The 16,101-nt window shown below is 56.8% G+C and carries 13 protein-coding genes; 10 read left to right on the top strand and 3 right to left on the bottom strand.

Annotated features, from left to right (window positions below; genetic code table 11):
* The first annotated feature begins 609 nt into the window (after positions 1-609).
* From rpmH to FIV08_RS19615, 7 genes are all read left to right on the top strand, one after another.
* The gene (gene rpmH / locus FIV08_RS19645) at positions 610-744 is read left to right on the top strand and encodes a 50S ribosomal protein L34 (RefSeq protein WP_008172542.1); all 135 of its coding nucleotides are present in this window, start codon (positions 610-612) and stop codon (positions 742-744) included.
* Positions 745-759: 15 nt separating this feature from the next.
* Positions 760-1,158 (top strand): ribonuclease P protein component, encoded by a 399-nt coding sequence (rnpA, locus tag FIV08_RS19640; protein WP_072675874.1) that lies wholly within the window; start codon positions 760-762, stop codon positions 1,156-1,158.
* Positions 1,158-1,412: a membrane protein insertion efficiency factor YidD gene (gene yidD, locus FIV08_RS19635; RefSeq protein ID WP_152439547.1), complete on the top strand. Its 255-nt coding sequence runs from the start codon at positions 1,158-1,160 to the stop codon at positions 1,410-1,412. The genes rnpA and yidD overlap by 1 nt, the downstream gene beginning before the upstream one ends.
* A gap of 5 nt (positions 1,413-1,417) precedes the next feature.
* A complete protein-coding gene (gene yidC / locus FIV08_RS19630) occupies positions 1,418-3,112 on the top strand; it encodes a membrane protein insertase YidC (protein ID WP_152439546.1) in 1,695 nt (564 codons plus the stop codon).
* 73 nt (positions 3,113-3,185) lie between these two features.
* Positions 3,186-4,556 (top strand): tRNA uridine-5-carboxymethylaminomethyl(34) synthesis GTPase MnmE, encoded by a 1,371-nt coding sequence (mnmE, locus tag FIV08_RS19625; RefSeq protein ID WP_152439545.1) that lies wholly within the window; start codon positions 3,186-3,188, stop codon positions 4,554-4,556.
* A gap of 119 nt (positions 4,557-4,675) precedes the next feature.
* Complete coding sequence (locus FIV08_RS19620) at positions 4,676-6,868, top strand: TonB-dependent receptor domain-containing protein (RefSeq protein ID WP_152439544.1); 2,193 nt, start codon at positions 4,676-4,678, stop codon at positions 6,866-6,868.
* 182 nt (positions 6,869-7,050) lie between these two features.
* A complete protein-coding gene (locus FIV08_RS19615) occupies positions 7,051-7,800 on the top strand; it encodes a substrate-binding periplasmic protein (RefSeq protein ID WP_228715459.1) in 750 nt (249 codons plus the stop codon).
* Positions 7,801-7,867: 67 nt separating this feature from the next.
* Here the strand turns inward: FIV08_RS19615 and FIV08_RS19610 are convergent, their stop codons facing one another.
* The gene (locus FIV08_RS19610) at positions 7,868-9,688 is read right to left on the bottom strand and encodes an acyl-CoA dehydrogenase C-terminal domain-containing protein (RefSeq protein ID WP_152439543.1); all 1,821 of its coding nucleotides are present in this window, start codon (positions 9,686-9,688) and stop codon (positions 7,868-7,870) included.
* Between the two features lie 298 nt (positions 9,689-9,986).
* Here FIV08_RS19610 and FIV08_RS19605 point away from each other — a divergent pair, with 298 nt between their 5' ends.
* The 3 genes from FIV08_RS19605 to FIV08_RS19595 are packed head-to-tail and all read left to right on the top strand — an operon-like array spanning position 9,987 to position 14,776.
* Entirely contained in the window at positions 9,987-10,502 is a 516-nt protein-coding gene (locus FIV08_RS19605; RefSeq protein WP_228715566.1) for a DUF3833 domain-containing protein, read from the top strand.
* 29 nt (positions 10,503-10,531) lie between these two features.
* A complete protein-coding gene (locus FIV08_RS19600) occupies positions 10,532-11,626 on the top strand; it encodes an efflux RND transporter periplasmic adaptor subunit (RefSeq protein WP_152439541.1) in 1,095 nt (364 codons plus the stop codon).
* A 3-nt stretch (positions 11,627-11,629) separates the two neighbouring features.
* Positions 11,630-14,776: an efflux RND transporter permease subunit gene (locus FIV08_RS19595; RefSeq protein ID WP_152439540.1), complete on the top strand. Its 3,147-nt coding sequence runs from the start codon at positions 11,630-11,632 to the stop codon at positions 14,774-14,776.
* Between the two features lie 15 nt (positions 14,777-14,791).
* Here FIV08_RS19595 and FIV08_RS19875 read toward each other — a convergent pair whose 3' ends face one another.
* Positions 14,792-15,265 carry a hypothetical protein gene (locus FIV08_RS19875; RefSeq protein ID WP_228715458.1) on the bottom strand — a complete coding sequence of 158 codons (474 nt, stop codon included), beginning with the start codon at positions 15,263-15,265 and terminating at the stop codon, positions 14,792-14,794.
* Positions 15,266-15,340: 75 nt separating this feature from the next.
* Entirely contained in the window at positions 15,341-16,057 is a 717-nt protein-coding gene (locus FIV08_RS19870; protein ID WP_228715457.1) for an EAL domain-containing protein, read from the bottom strand.
* Positions 16,058-16,101: the final 44 nt, after the last annotated feature.

The raw sequence follows: 16,101 nt of genomic DNA, 5'->3' as shown, positions 1-16,101 counted from the left end.
ATCGGAAAAGGCTTTTCCCGACGCTCAAGGTGACCCCGGATTCTACCCCGCCGTGGCCCACAGTAAAAGGCCAACAATCACTGTCATAAACAGCCTGTGGAAACATTTCTCTTCATCTTTCAGAACGTTCCAGACCTATCTACAGGCTTGTGTACAGAAATGCCCTGAAAAAAAGTTACCCACAGGTCCTTGTGCACAGACCGCCCCCAACCCTGTGTGGAAGCCTTGGACCAAACCATGAATAACTCGGGCCTTCCTCGAAACAGCGGGTTATTCACAATTCCATGCCCTCTCGTCCACAGGGCTCACAGCGACCTGTCACCGTATTTGTCATTAATTCAAGTATTTGTTGTTGAAAGAAAAAAAAGACTTTCCCACAGATATCAAGGTGCCTAATAACAGTAATAAATAATCTTTGAAAGAATTTAAAAAAGACCTATAGATTTTATTAGTCAGGCTTTCGGCTTGTACCCATACCGAAAAATTCACTTCCCCGATGCACAGTCATTGAACTTGCTAGCAGATTTGACTAGAATGCCGCTCCTGTTTTGGCTGTCTATTTTCCAGCCAACGACCAATGTCCATTGACGAATTTGTGAGAACATCACCATGAAAAGAACATTCCAACCGAGCGTCCTGAAGCGCAAGCGTGTTCACGGCTTCCGTGCCCGTATGGCGACTGCTAACGGCCGTAAGGTAATCTCTCGTCGCCGTGCCAAGGGCCGCGCACGCCTGTCAGCGTAACCTGATGTTTGCCTCATGAAGGCCTTGACGTTTCCGAAGTCACACAGACTGTTGCGGCCTTCGGACTACAGCAAGGTCTTCGATGATGTGCAGCTGAAAGTTCCGCACAGGAATTTTCTGATCCTGGCAGCTCCAAATAATCTGGGCCACGCCAGGGTCGGACTCATCTTCTCCAAAAAGAATCTCAAACTGGCGGTCCAGAGAAATCGGATAAAACGCCAGGTTCGAGAAACTTTCAGGCATCAGACGGATCTACCGGACCTCGACATTATTGTTCTTGGTCGGCAAGGACTCGCTCAACTGGATAACGCCTCAGTCATATCGTCGCTTAACGATCTTTGGCGCCGTCTCAGGAAGAAGTACCATCAGTCCTCAGTTGATCAAACAACTGTGAATTCAAAAGGTACGGGTTAATGCGACAGATTCTGTTACTGCCTATCCGGTTCTATCAGTACGCTATCAGTCCCATGATGGCCAGCCATTGCCGGCATTTCCCAACCTGCTCCCAATACGCGGTTGAAGCGATTCAACACCACGGAGCAGCCAAAGGCTCTTATCTGGCAACCCGCCGATTATTAAGGTGTCATCCCTGGGCCGAAGGCGGTTATGATCCCGTACCGGGCACAGAGACCCAACATTCTCCGACCAACACTCAAACCAGACACTAACGTTTATGGATATTCAACGCATCGTTTTGTTTGCCGGCCTGGCTATTGTCAGTTATCTGATGGTGCTTGCCTGGAATGAGGACTACAACCAGCCCCGTACTGAACAGGTCACCCAGGTAGAAACCTCGGGGTCGGACGGATCTGTTGATGACATGGTTTTGCCGGAAAGTGCTTCCCGGACAGACGATGAGTTTGTCACACCTGAAACCGGCGAACTCCGATCCACCTCCTCTGACGGCGAACAAAGTGTCGGCGACCAGTTCATCACGGTAGTGACCGACGTACTGGAACTGACCATCGACCGTGTTGGTGGCAATGTCATTGCCAGTTCCCTGCTTCAGTACGATGAATCGCTCGACAGCGAACAACCCTTAACCCTTCTGACCAACACCCAGAACCGTACCTATATTCTGGAAAGTGGTTTGATCGGCCGCAACGGTCCCGACGGTCGCAGTGCCGGTCGGGCCCCGGTTTACCAGGCAGAAGCTTCCCGTTTCGAGCTGACCGATGGCCAGGATGAACTGATCATTGACCTCAAACTGACCACAGAGGATGGCGTTGATATCACCAAACGCTACCGCCTTGCCCGGGACAGCTATGAGATTGATATCCGTTACCTGATCAACAACCAGTCCGATTCCGACTGGCAGGGTAACTTCACCGGTAAGATCGTAAGGGACGAAGCCCCAGACCCGACCTCTCAGAGCACTATGGGTATCAAGGCCTACTTGGGACTGGTCATCAGCACGCCGGATGATCCTTACGAGAAATACGATTTTGGTGATCTGAGCAAGCAGCGGGTCAATGAACCGGTCACCAATGGCTGGATGGCATTCCTGCAGCACTACTTCATTACCGCCTGGGTTCCGGACCGTGATAAAACAGCACAGTTCCAGACCACCCGCAGGGACCAACTGCATGTAATGGGCTTTGTCTATCCCGCTACCGCCGTTGCCGCTGGCGAGACGGTGGAGGTTGGCGCCACCGCCTACGTGGGCCCCAAGATCATTGATCGTCTGGAAGCCCTGGCGCCTAACCTGGACCGTACCGTTGACTTTGGCTGGCTGTTCTTCATCTCCCTGCCGCTGTTCTACATCCTGGAATGGTTCTATGGCCTGGTGGGTAACTGGGGTGTGGCTATCATCCTGCTGACCGTTCTGGTGAAAGCGGTATTTTTCCACCTGTCAGCAACCAGCTATCGCTCCATGGCAAAAATGCGGGCCGTCGCGCCACAACTCACGCGCCTGAAAGAACTCTACGGTGACGATCGCCAGCGGATGTCCCAGGAGATGATGGCCCTGTACAAGCGGGAGAAGATCAATCCGCTGGGTGGCTGTTTGCCGATACTGGTACAGATGCCGGTGTTCATTTCGCTCTATTGGGTACTGTTCGAGAGTGTGCAGCTACGCCATGCGCCGTTCATGTTGTGGATAAACGACCTGTCCCAGATGGATCCGTACTTTATCCTGCCAATTCTGATGGGCATCAGCATGTTCATCCAGATGAGCCTGAACCCGACACCACCAGACCCCATGCAGGCGAAGATCATGAAGCTGATGCCACCCGTCTTCACGGTGTTCTTCCTGTGGTTCCCGGCTGGTCTGGTACTGTACTGGCTGGTGAACAACATTCTTTCGATCTCGCAGCAGTGGTACATTACCCGCAAGATCGAAGTGGAAATGGCAGGCAAGAAACACTGAGCAATCAGTTGCACTGACCTGACAAAGGCTCCCCTGTGGAGCCTTTGTCATTTCTAATCAGGAAAAACACACCATGCAGGCAACCACAGACACCATCGCGGCCATCGCCACTGCACCGGGCCAGGCGGGTGTGGGTATTGTTCGGGTTTCAGGGCCGAAAGCCCTGGACATTGCCAGTAAAATGCTCGGCTTTGAGCCCCGGCCCCGCTATGCCCATTACGGTCCCTTCCGGGATAACCAGGGCGAACTGATCGACGAGGGCATCGGGCTGTATTTTCCGAATCCTCACTCGTTCACCGGTGAAGACGTGTTCGAGTTGCAGGGCCATGGCGGCACCGTGATCCTGGACATGCTGTTGCGGGAAGTCTGCAGCCTGGGCGCCCGTCTGGCGCGGCCCGGCGAGTTTTCCGAGCGGGCGTTTCTGAATGACAAACTCGACCTGGCCCAGGCCGAAGCCATTGCCGACCTGATTGAAAGCAGTTCCGAGCAGGCAGCCCGATGCGCCGTGCGTTCCATGCAAGGTGTATTTTCCAGACGGATTGATGAACTGGTCGATGCGGTGACTCACCTGCGTATCTACGTGGAAGCGGCCATCGACTTTCCGGAGGAAGAAATCGATTTTCTCGCCGACGGCAAAGTGGCGGATGATCTGCATGGCTTGTTGCAACAGGTAAAACAGATCCTGTCGGAAGCCCAACAGGGCACGATTCTGAGGGACGGTATGAAAGTGGTGATCGCAGGCCGCCCCAATGCCGGTAAATCCAGCCTGCTCAATGCCCTGGCCGGCCGGGAAGCGGCCATTGTGACTGCGATTGAAGGCACCACCCGGGATGTCCTGCGGGAACATATCCACATCGATGGCATGCCGTTGCACATTATTGACACCGCCGGCCTCCGGGACAGCCCGGATGAAGTAGAGCAAATCGGCATCGCCCGGGCCTGGGATGAAATACGCCAGGCTGACCGCATCCTGTTGATGGTGGATGCCACCACCACCGATAAAACCGAACCCCACGAAATCTGGCCGGATTTTATTGATCAGCTCCCGGCCAGTGCGCCGGTCACGGTTATTCGCAACAAGGTAGACCTTACCAGCGAACGGGTTGGCATAAGCGCCGAACCCCATCAGACCGCACCGGTTATTCGTCTGGCGGCCAAGGGGGCGGAAGGCCTGGATATCCTCCGTAACCACCTCAAGGACTGCATGGGCTTTGCCAGTACCACCGAAGGCGGCTTTCTGGCCCGCCGACGCCACCTGGATGCCCTGGAACGCGCTCGGGATTCCCTGCTTCAGGGACAGACCCAACTGGAAGGCTATGGTGCCGGGGAACTCCTGGCTGAGGATCTTCGGGCGGCCCAGGACGCCCTGGGCGAAATCACTGGCCATCTCACGCCCGATGACCTGCTGGGCAAGATCTTCAGCAGTTTCTGCATCGGTAAGTAGCCCCGGTTAAGGGTTCCATTTTCCGGGACGCATCGTCCCGGTTAAATCGTTGTAATTATCAAATGAGAAATAATATCATTCGCTCCTGATTTTCAGTCTTGGTCTTCAAGGAGTGACTCATGGTATTCAGGCCCTCAATTCTGGCCGTGTCTGTTGCGGCTGTTAGCAGCACCTTTTCTCTACACAGTGTTGCCCAACCGACGCAACTGGATGAGCTGGTTGTTTCGGCATCGGGCTTTGAGCAAAAGGTGACGGATGCTCCGGCCAGCATCAGTGTGATCAGCCAGCAGAATCTGCAACAAAGCCAGTTCTCCAATCTGGCGGAAGCCCTGGAAACCGTGGAAGGTGTGGATGTGCGCCAGAGCACCGGCAAGACTGGTGGGCTGAACATCAGTATTCGAGGCCTTCCGAGCGAGTACACCCTGATCCTGATTGATGGCCGCCGCCAGAATCCTCCGGGCAACGTCACTCCCAATGGCTTTGGTGATACCTCCACCAGCTTCATTCCGCCCTTGTCGGCGATTGAGCGTATTGAAGTGATCCGTGGACCTATGTCGACGCTCTACGGTTCTGACGCGATCGGGGGTGTGGTCAACATCATTACCAAGAAGGTGTCGGATGACTGGAGTGGCTCGGTCACGCTCGAACATACCTTCCAGCAACACCGGGAATACGGCGATAACGGTAAAGCCAGTTTCTACACCAGTGGACCGCTGATCGATAATCTGCTCGGGCTGGCAGTGCGCGGCAGTGTGTTTGATCGGTCGGCGGCGGATCTGAGTTTCGACGACGGTAGTGAGGCGCCCAAGCGGGGTGTTGCACCGGTGGACGGTCGTAACCATAACCTTGGCGCACGGTTGACGCTGGTGCCGGTCCAGGGGCAGGAGTTTTATCTGGATGCCGAACAGGGGCGCCAGGTGTACAACAATGACCGTTGCCAACTGGGTACCCTGGATGGGCAGAATCGGGCCTGCAACGCTGACACCAACACCGCCAATGGCTATCGGGACGAGCTACGGTTCAACCGTGACCAGATTGCCCTGGGCCATGCCAGCCAGCTGGGCTTTGGCACCTGGAGCAGTGATCTGACGTACAACGTGACCGAAACCAAAGGCCGGACCATTCCGGGTACCATCGGCACGCCTTACGATGCGCCCTATCAGAATCTGATTGGTGGCCAGGATCGCAAGCTGGAATCGGAAGATACCGTGTTTGATACCCGGTTGGTTGCGCCCGTCACCGCCAACCACATCGTGACGCTGGGGGCACAGTACCGTGATACCCGACTGGAAGACAGCGTTGCCAACACCACCTTCAAACAGGAATCCTGGGCGGTGTTTGCCGAGGATGAATGGTATCTGAGAGACGATCTGGCCCTGACGCTGGGAGGGCGTTACGAAGATCATGACGCTTTCTCCGGCCATTTTACGCCCCGGGCTTATCTGGTGTGGAACACGTCACCCAGCTGGACCCTCAAGGGTGGTGTCAGTCAGGGTTATAAAACCCCTGACATCAATGATTTGCACAATGGCATCAACGGTGTCACCAGCCAGGGTGAGGTGCTGACCATAGGCACACCGGACCTGGAACCGGAAAAAAGCACCAACTACGAGGTAGGCGCCTACTTTGACAACCTGCAAGGTTTCAAAGCCAACGCCACGGTATTCTTCACCCAGTTCAAGGACAAGATCGACAGCGGAGCGCCGGTGACCATCAGTGGTGACCCTAGGATTCCGGACGGCACCTACGACCAGCTGGATAACATCGGCAAGGCTGAAACCCGGGGTATCGAGCTGGCGTCCAGCTGGCGCTTTGCTCAGGACTGGAGTATTCGCGGCAACTATACCTATACCGACACTGAGCAGAAGAGTGGTGACAACAAAGGGGCACCTTTGACCAACACGCCGGAGCATGTGGTGCATGCGCGCCTGAACTGGCAGGCTTCTCCGCAGCTGGATCTATGGTTGTCCGGCGAATACCGGGGTGAGCGTACCCGCTATCTGAAGAACCGGGAGAATTTCACCGCCGAAGAAGCAGCGGTGTTTGACCAGGTGGGTGACCTGAGCGCCTATGCGCTCTTCCACATGGGCGGCGCCTATCAGGCCAGCGAGCGGGTAAAACTCACCGCCACCATTTACAACCTGTTCGACAAGGAGTTCCTGTCTGGCAGTGAGTATTCGTATGTGGATAACAACGGCAACCAGGTGGATGCCTGGGCTTCGGATTATGTGTATATCTTCCGTGGCATGGCCAGCGGCGGAACGGTAGAAGAGGGGCGCCGACTGTGGCTCTCCGCCACCGTCGATTTCTGAGTTATCCACAGTTATCCACAAACCCAGACCGCCGGCATTCGCCCGGCGGCCTGACGAATTCCCTTACGAAAACAAACAGTTTAGTTGTAAAACAACGTCAAAGCGTCGGGTAAACTCCGCACCCATCTATTGGTGCCGCCAGTTTGGCGGTTTCATGCCATTCGAGTTAAAGGAGATAACCTGTGCGTAACCTGCTGTGCGTTACTGCGGTCGTTTTTGCCCTGTTCACGACACCAGTGCCGGCCGTGGCGTCTGAGCGCATCTATATCTATACCGAGAACTTCCCTCCCTACAACATGAGTGCCACGGGTCGTGCCTTCGAGCATAACGAAGATGGCATTGATGGTCTGTGCACAGAAATGGTCAAGGCTATTCTCGAGCACTCCGGGCTGGATTACGTGATCAAGTTGCGCAACTGGGATTTTGGCTATAACCGTGCGCTGAACAAGAAGAATCATGGTATCTACTGCACCACCTACACGGAAAATCGGGCTTCCCAGTTCAAGTGGGTAGGGCCACTGACCACCAACCTGTGGACGATTTTTGCACCCCCGGGCACCGATTTGAAAATTGACAGCCTGGAAGATACCCGCGGCATGCTGTACGCCGGCTACCGTGGCGATGTGATGACCGAGTACCTGTTGGAGCGGGACTTTCGGGTATCAGCCATGGACAGCGATGACCTCAACCCCAAGCGTCTGGAACTGGGCCAGGTTGATCTGTGGATTGCAGACCGGCTGGCAGGACCTTACTTCGCCTCCCAACAGGACGTTGAAGGCCTGGAGCCTGTGTTTTCGTTCAATAACACCGAACTGTACCTGGCAATGAACCTCGAGACTTCAGAGGAAGTGATTCGCAAGCTGCGCCAGGGACTGGAGACCATTCGCAACAACGGGATGTACGAGGCCATCGAGACCAAGTGGGGGCTGTGAGCGGCAGTTACTGCTGATACAAAGAAAAAGTCCCGGGCCTTGCCCGGGACATAAAGTTACCGGGTAATTACCCGGTAAAGGCCATATTGTCCGGCTCCACCTGCATCAGGTTGCGAGTCGGGCTGAGCATGCTGGTGGCGTGGGCCTGGGCCCGTGGTAGCAGGCGCTCGTAGTAGAACTCGGCGGTTGCCAGCTTGGTCTGATAGAAGGCTTCAGACTCGTCGCCGCCGTTCTCCAGCTTGTCGGCGGCCACCGCGGACTGACGCAACCACATATAGGCCATGGTCACGTAACCGCTGTACATCAGGAAGTCGTGGGCGGCAGCGCTGACCACATCGCGGTCTTTGCGGGCCGCCAGCATCACCCTGACGGTGAGCAGGTTCCACTGGGCCGTCAGTTTCAGAAGCTCGATGGCCATCGGGCGCAGCTGTTTGTTGGTCAGGTGTTTGCGGGCAAAGTTGGCAATTTTCAGGGTGAATTCCCTTACCGCGCCGCCCTGGGTCATCAGCAACACTTTACGGCCCAGCAGGTCCAGTGCCTGGATGCCGGTGGTGCCCTCGTAAAGCGTGGCAATCCGGGTATCACGAACGATCTGTTCCATGCCGTGCTCACGGATGTATCCGTGGCCACCGAACACCTGCACACCCAGATTGGCGGCTTCATTGCCCAGTTCGGTCAGGAAACCTTTGAGAATCGGGGTCAGGAAACCCAGTTTGTCGTCGTATTTCTCGGCCTTCTCGTCATCGCCCACGGTGTGCGCCTCAACCATGTGGTCTGCCAGCCTGGCGGCGTAATACAGCATGGCGCGGCCGCCTTCGGCGATGGCTTTCTGGGTCAGCAGCATGCGCCTTACATCCGCGTGGTGAATCAGGCTGTCGGCCACCTGGTCTGGCTCTTTCTTGCCAGACAGCGCGCGCATGGAACGGCGTTCCTTGGCGTAGTCCAGCGCCCACTGGTACGACAGCTCAGCCGGGCCAACGCCCTGAATGGCAGTGCCGATACGGGCGGTGTTCATGAAGGTGAACATGCACTCCAGGCCCTCATTTTCCGGGCCGATCAGGTAGCCGGTGGCACCGTCGAAATTCATCACGCAGGTGGCCGAGGCCTTGATACCCATTTTCTTTTCCAGGCTGCCGCAGTTCACGCCATTGCGTTCGCCCACGCTGCCATCTGCGGCCGGCAGGAACTTGGGTACGATGAACAGGCTGATGCCCCGGGTGCCTTTAGGCGCATCCGGCAGACGTGCCAGCACAATGTGAACAATGTTTTCGGTCAGGTCGTGATCACCGGAGGAAATGAAGATCTTGGTACCGGTCAGCTTGTAGCTGCCATCCGCCTGTGGTTCGGCCTTGGTCTTCACCTGGCCCAGGTCGGTGCCGCACTGGGGCTCGGTGAGGCACATGGTGCCGCCCCAGCGGCCCTCGGTCAGGGGAACCAGGTAGGTTTGCTTCTGGTCTTCGGAGCCGTGCAGGAAAATGGTGTTCATGGCACCCAGTGACAGCCCCGGGTACATGGAGAACGACCAGTTGGCGGTGCCCATCATTTCCTGTTTGAACAGGCCCATAGACGCCGGCAGGCCCTGGCCGCCGTATTCCTCGGGGGCTGACAAGCCCTGCCAGCCGCCCATCACGTATTGGTCATACGCTTCTTTGTAGCCTTTGGGCGTGGTGACCTCTCCGTTTTCCAGGCGGCAGCCTTCTTCGTCACCCGTCTGGTAGATTGGGCTCAGCACTTCCTCACAGAAGCGCCCGCACTCGGTCAGAATGGCGTCTACAATATCCGGTGTTGCGTTCTCTCCAGAGGCCAGGGTCTGGTAGTGGCCCGGGTAGTCGAACACGTCGTTAAGCAGAAATTTCATGTCACGCAATGGCGCTTTGTACACTGGCATAACCCATCCTCACAGTCTGTTATCGCAATCCGGTCGGGCCCGAGGCCCGTTATGACTGCTGTTTTACGGCATTCACTTGCGGCTGCCATTGACGGAAAGCGCTTGTCTGCATGTCAGAATGGACAATTGGCTCAAATGACGCATTTCATATCTGCCTGATCGGATATTGCTCCTGGCCCGTAAATCACAACTCGACGACGTCTTAGCCAAGGCCATCTAGCGGAGTGTAAAAGTCATGCAAAACAGGGAAATTCGACTTAAAGCCGGTGGTGTCTGGTCAGTTGCTCTTATACTGTTGATGGTATCTTTGCTGGCAGGCTGTGCTGGCCCTTCACTGGACGATTATCGCGACGCGCAACCGGAGCTGATCCCCCGGGAATTTTTCCAGGGCGAACTTTCTGCCCGTGGAGTAGTCAAGAACTTCTCCGGTAAGGTCATTCGTACCTTTGACGCCGATATTGTGGCCACCTGGAACGATGAGGGTGTTGGCACTCTGGATGAAGTATTCCGGTTCAACGACGGAGAGGTTCAAACCCGGGTTTGGACGCTGACGCCGGCCGGCGACAGCTACCATGCCGAGGCTGGCGACGTAGTCAAACCCGGCACCATGCGCTGGCAGGGCAACGCCATCCATATGAATTATGTACTAAGGGTGTCATACGGCGATGGCACCATAGACGTCCGGATGGATGACTGGATGTACCTGATCACACCAGGCACCCTGATCAACCAGACCACCATGAGCAAATGGGGCGTCGAGGTTGGTGAGGTGGTACTGGTTATCCAGAAACTGGGGTACGGGGACGACTCGTAACATTTATATCTGAAAGGTTAGCAAAACCCATGTGGAAACAATGGCTGATCGCTGTGGTTCTGGTTGCGGTGGTGGCTGCAGGGGCTGGTATTTACCTGAACCTGGAGTCAGGAGACAGTGGCCAGAGCGGTGGCGAGGCTCAGGCCAGTGCCGTCAATGTGGTAACACCGGAACGGCAACGGGTTCGTGACACCGTTGGCGCCGTGGCAAATCTGCGAGCCCTGAACTCGGTAGAGTTGACTACTGAGGTGAGCGGTCGAGTGATGGAGCTGAACCTGCAGCCAGGTGCTGCGGTAGCCCAAGGGGCTGTTCTGCTCCGGTTGGATGATCGCCAGGCCCGGGCTGACCTTGCGGTTATTGAGGCTCAGCTGGCTGATGCCCGGCGCCAGTATGAACGGGCTCAGAGGCTGCGAGCCAATAACAGTATCTCCCAGTCCCAGGTCGATGAACTCAGAACCGCCGTCGACGTTGCCATTGCTCAGCGAGAGGCTGCAAGGGTCCGGTTACAGAACCATCGGATCGAAGCGCCGTTCGCCGGCGTTGTCGGGCTCTCAGACATCAGCGTGGGCGCTTTTCTCCAGGCGGGCACCACCATCACGACACTGGACACCAATGATCGGATGGAGCTCAACTTTGCCGTTCCTGAACGATTTATTGGCCAGGTCAGGATTGGTCAACGAGTGCGGGCAACATCCCCTGCGTTTCCCGGAGAAACCTTTGAGGGAGAGCTGATTGAACTGGCTACCCGGATCAATGAGCTGAGCCGGACGCTGTCCGTTCGGGCACTGATCGACAACTCTGAGGGCCGTTTACGACCCGGCCAATTCATGTCGGCGTCTCTGACACTGCAGGAGCGAGAAGGCCTGGTCATACCAGAACAGGCGGTCATGATCCGGGGTGATCAGAAGTATGTATTTGTGGCAGAAGATGGTGTTGCCCGCCGGGTGTCGGTGCGCACGGGCTCGCGAATGCCCGGCCTGGTTGAGGTGGTGGATGGCCTGGAGGCCGAGGACCAGGTAGTGGTCACCGGCCAGGATCGCCTGAGTACCGGTGACCGGCTCAGGCTGTTGGAGTCTGATCTGGCAATACCGGATAACCGGTTTATTTCCAGCCGGGAGTCCTGATCTATGGTCCTCTCCGATATTTCCATCAAGCGCCCGGTATTTGCCACGGTCCTGAGCCTGCTGATTGTGGTGTTTGGGGTGGCGGCACTGATGGGACTGCCCGTTCGGGAGTATCCGGACATCGATCCGCCCATTGTGTCGGTATCGACCGACTACACTGGCGCTGCCGCCGAAGTCGTGGACACCCAGATCACCCAGGTGATTGAGGGGGCGATCAGTGGCATTGAGGGTATTCGCTCCATCGAGTCATCCACTGAGCAAGGTGAATCCCGAACGTCCATCGAATTCAACACCTCTCGCGATATCGACGTTGCCGCCAACGATGTTCGGGATGCGGTTGCCCGTGTGGCCAACCAGTTACCTGATGAAGCAGATGCCCCCAGGGTTCGTAAGGCGGACTCCGATGCCCGGCCGATGATGTGGGTAACGCTGCTCAGTGATGTATGGGACAGCGCAGAGCTCAGCGATTTCGCCGATCGGGTGCTGGTCGACCGGTTGTCTGTGCTGGATGGCGTAGCCGATGTTCGGATTGGTGGCGAGCGCCGATACGCCATTCGGGTGTGGCTAGACCGGGAGCGCCTGGCGGCCAGAAATATCACGGTGGCGGAGGTAGAGCGCGCACTCCGGGACAACAACGTTGAATTGCCGGCGGGGCAGGTGGATTCGTCTACCCGCAACTTCACGGTAAGGGCGGAAGGTCGCTTGTCCAGTGTTGAAGAGTTCCGCAACCTGGTGGTGCGCCGTGACGGCAATGATTTGCTGCGGCTGGGCGAAGTCGCCAATATCCAGATGGGTGTGGAATCTGACATCAGCCGATTGCGGGCCAATGGGAAAACTGCCATCGGCCTGGGCATTATCCGGCAATCCAAAGCCAATACCGTGGCGGTATCGGATGCAGTGCGTGCCGAACTTGAGCGGATTCGGGACACGCTGCCACCGGAAGTCTCGCTCGCGGAAAGCTACGACGAATCCATCTTTATCCGTGCCTCCATCAAAGAGGTTCTGATCACCCTGGGCATCGCGGTGTCTCTGGTGATTCTGGTGATTTTCCTGTTCCTGAGATCCTGGCGGGCCACATTGATACCAGCCGTGACCATACCGGTGGCGGTGATCGGGGCGTTTATCGGCTTGGGCTTCCTCGGTTTTTCCATCAACGTGCTCACGTTGCTGGCGATTATCCTCGCCATCGGCCTGGTGGTGGATGATGCCATTGTGATGCTGGAGAACATCCAGCGGCGCATCGATGAAGGAGAACCGCCGCTGCTGGCAGCCTATCGCGGTGCCAAGCAGGTGGCCTTCGCCATCATCGCCACCACACTGACACTCATTGCCGTGTTCGTGCCCATTTCATTTATGGGCGGCAACGTTGGCCGGCTGTTCGCCGAGTTTGGCTTTACCCTGGCCGCTGCCGTGATATTTTCCAGTCTGGTTGCGCTGACGCTGGCCCCGATGCTGTGCTCCAAGTGGCTCCAGCACAGCCCGGAATCCGAGGAAGGCCACCGCTTGTGGGCGTTCAGTGAGAAGGTGCTCAATGGCCTGACCAATGGCTATAAAAAGCTGCTGACATTCTCCCTGAATCAGCCGGGTTTGCTGCTGGGGCTAGGTGTGGCCGGCCTGATCATAGCCACCGTCATTTTCCCGCGCCTGCCGCAGGAACTTGCGCCCACGGAAGATCGGGGCGTGATTATCATGCCTACCAGCGCACCAAGGGGGTCAACGGTTGAGTATACCGACCACTTTGTCCGCCAGGCGGAGACACAACTGCTGCCCTACCTGGACGAAGGAATTGCCGCGCGTTTCCTGTCGATTGTCGGTTTCCGGGAGGAAGAAGATAACGCCTTTATGATCATGGGCCTGACCCATTGGGATAACCGCGACATTAAGCAGCAACAGGTAACCAGTGAAATCCGGCAGAAGCTCGCGGATATTTCCGGTGTACGGATTAACGTGATCAACCCGCCGGGCCTTGGCCAGCGAGGCTTCAATCAGCCGGTGGAATTTGTGGTGGCCGGGCCGGATTACGAATCGGTACAGGCCTGGAGTGAAGAGATCGTCGAACGGGCGAAAGAGAACCCGAACCTGATCAATGTGGATACCGATTTTGAGCTGACCCGACCGGAGTTACGGTTGAACATTGATCGGGACCGGGCGGCGGACCTGGACATCACCGTTCAGGACGTGGGCCTGACCCTGCAAACCATGCTTGCCTCCCGCAACGTGACCACCTATGTGGACCGGGGTCGCGAGTACGATGTCATCATCCAGGCTGACGACGCCAACAGGGCAACGCCGGGGGATCTTGAACAGATCTTTCTGCGACCGAGAGAAGGCGGCGAGCTGATTCCGATCAAGGCCCTGGTGTCGGTGGAGGAAATTGGCGCCAATCCGGACCTTCGGCGTATAGATCGGTTGCCGGCGGTGGTCATCAGCGCCTCCCTGGCCGATGGTTATGACCTCGGTTCGGCGCTGACCTACCTGAACAATCTGGCTGTGGATAACCTGCCGCCGGAGGCCCGGCTCAGCTACAAGGGCCTGTCTCGGGAATTCCAGGATTCGTCCGCGGCTATCTATCTGACCTTCGGCCTGGCCTTTGTCATTGTGTTCCTGGTGCTGGCGGCCCAGTTCGAGAGCTGGATTCACCCGCTGATCATCATGTTGTCCGTGCCGCTGGCCGTGACCGGCGCGTTGATAGCCCTGGCCTGGTCCGGCATCAGTCTGAATATCTACAGTCAGATCGGCATTATCATGTTGCTTGGGTTGATGGCCAAGAACGGCATATTGATTGTGGAATTTGCCAACCAGCTGCGGGACAAGGGTTATGAGGTGCGAGACGCGATTCTTGAGGGTGCCACCTTGCGTTTCCGTCCGGTTTTGATGACCACCATTTCCACGGTGTTCGGCGCCGTACCACTGGTCATTGCCACCGGCGCCGGCGCCGAAAGCCGGGCCGCCATCGGTATGGTGATTCTTGGTGGGCTGGTGTTTGCCACGACGCTGACACTGTTCATTATTCCGGTGTTGTACAACCTCCTGGCGCGATTCGCCAAGTCGTCCAACGCGGTGGAAAAGGAGCTGGAGCGCCTGGCGTCCGGTTCGGCTGGCGGCTCCAGCCCCGCTGGCTCACCCGCAAGCAAGGCTGATGACTTCTGATCAGACCGCTGGCGGTTACAGCACTGTCGGGAACACCAGATGTCCATCCAGAACCTCGTCCGGGTGGATATCAATACAGAAAATGTGCTGGCCCGTCGAACCGGCAAGGCCTGTGGATAACGTGACGGTTCGCCGTGCATCCGGAAGCGCAACGTAAGGGCGGCAACTGTTGATTTGTTGCGGCCTTTCCAGGGCATTCCGGAAGTATTCCCGGTGGCTCCAGCGGGCGCCCGCCGAGTAGTAAAGCGGGTTGAAGCGGTCGCCACTGACCATATCCACCTGCGCCAGCCGGCCCTGCTGGACGCCATGGCTGTCCAGAATGAAACAGCGTTTGACGCCTTCCATGAGCAGCAGGTTTCTGCACACGCGTTCAAAGGGCTCGCCCCGGGCGATTTGATGGCAGACATCCATGATTTCAAAGCGGAGCAGTTTCAGGTAGGTTTCCTGGCTGTGATAATCCCTCAGGCTCCACTGCTGGGACCGGGACATCACCTGCTGCAGGGCGTTTTCGGCATTGACCGTGCATTCCCGGGTACTGTGTTTGGGCCGGGCAAACAGAAACCCCTACAAAAGATCCGCTTCAGTATCCAGCGCAATCCGTGCCTGGTTCTCGCTCTCGATACCCTCCAACAATACCAGGCTGCCGCTTTCTCGGATCATTCTGACCAGGCTGTGCAGCAATACCCGGGCACGCTGGTGTGTTTCCGCATTGGCTAACAGACTGCGATCAATTTTTACGATCAGTGGATTGATACGCCACAGCCGCTCAAAGTTGGAATCGCCCATGCCGAAGTCGTCGATGGCAATCTGAAAACCGAAATCTTTGGCTTCCTGAATGAACTCCAGCAGGGCATTGGTGTCGCGTGTGGCGGTTTCCACCAGCTCCAGCACGATCCTCTCCGGGGAAACCCCGGCGCTGTGGCAATGGTCCGCTAGCTGGCCAAGATAACCCGCATGGTGCAGCAAGGTGTCCGGGTTGATGTTGATAAACAGCCAGACCGGTTCGTGTTTCAGGCCGAAGTTGGTCAGGTGCAGTTTGAGCAGGTGCTGGTCGACACCGGTGGTGACGCCCTGAATAGACGCCTGCTCAAACAATTCAGGCGGGGCAATCGGCCGGTTATCCCGATGAACCCGCACCAGCGCCTCGTAACCCACCAGTTTCTGGTGGGTCGGGCTGAGAATGGGTTGATACACAGACTGGAAATCATGATGCTTTATAAATCTGGCACATTTGCCAGCTACCTTGCCGCGATGGTCTGCAAGGCTTAACACGCTTTTCATGGTCAGGAGCCCTATACTGCTATGGCGTAGCCGTCCTGGCCGTT

Origin of the sequence: Marinobacter sp. THAF197a (assembly GCF_009363275.1) — a bacterium.
Lineage (GTDB): Bacteria > Pseudomonadota > Gammaproteobacteria > Pseudomonadales > Oleiphilaceae > Marinobacter.
Note: the sequence above shows the minus strand (reverse complement) of the source record. Positions and strands in the feature narration are given on the sequence as shown.

Excerpts from the sequence above, each read along its gene's own strand:
- yidC (WP_152439546.1), top strand. The coding sequence starts at position 1,418 with ATGGATATTCAACGCATCGTTTTGTTTGCCGGCCTGGCTATTGTCAGT.
- yidD (WP_152439547.1), top strand. The coding sequence starts at position 1,158 with ATGCGACAGATTCTGTTACTGCCTATCCGGTTCTATCAGTACGCTATC.
- FIV08_RS19595 (WP_152439540.1), top strand. The coding sequence starts at position 11,630 with ATGGTCCTCTCCGATATTTCCATCAAGCGCCCGGTATTTGCCACGGTC.
- FIV08_RS19870 (WP_228715457.1), bottom strand. The coding sequence starts at position 16,057 with ATGAAAAGCGTGTTAAGCCTTGCAGACCATCGCGGCAAGGTAGCTGGC.
- FIV08_RS19610 (WP_152439543.1), bottom strand. The coding sequence starts at position 9,688 with ATGCCAGTGTACAAAGCGCCATTGCGTGACATGAAATTTCTGCTTAAC.
- FIV08_RS19875 (WP_228715458.1), bottom strand. The coding sequence starts at position 15,265 with ATGTCCCGGTCCCAGCAGTGGAGCCTGAGGGATTATCACAGCCAGGAA.
- FIV08_RS19600 (WP_152439541.1), top strand. The coding sequence starts at position 10,532 with ATGTGGAAACAATGGCTGATCGCTGTGGTTCTGGTTGCGGTGGTGGCT.
- rpmH (WP_008172542.1), top strand. The coding sequence starts at position 610 with ATGAAAAGAACATTCCAACCGAGCGTCCTGAAGCGCAAGCGTGTTCAC.
- FIV08_RS19620 (WP_152439544.1), top strand. The coding sequence starts at position 4,676 with ATGGTATTCAGGCCCTCAATTCTGGCCGTGTCTGTTGCGGCTGTTAGC.
- mnmE (WP_152439545.1), top strand. The coding sequence starts at position 3,186 with ATGCAGGCAACCACAGACACCATCGCGGCCATCGCCACTGCACCGGGC.
- FIV08_RS19605 (WP_228715566.1), top strand. The coding sequence starts at position 9,987 with ATGGTATCTTTGCTGGCAGGCTGTGCTGGCCCTTCACTGGACGATTAT.
- rnpA (WP_072675874.1), top strand. The coding sequence starts at position 760 with ATGAAGGCCTTGACGTTTCCGAAGTCACACAGACTGTTGCGGCCTTCG.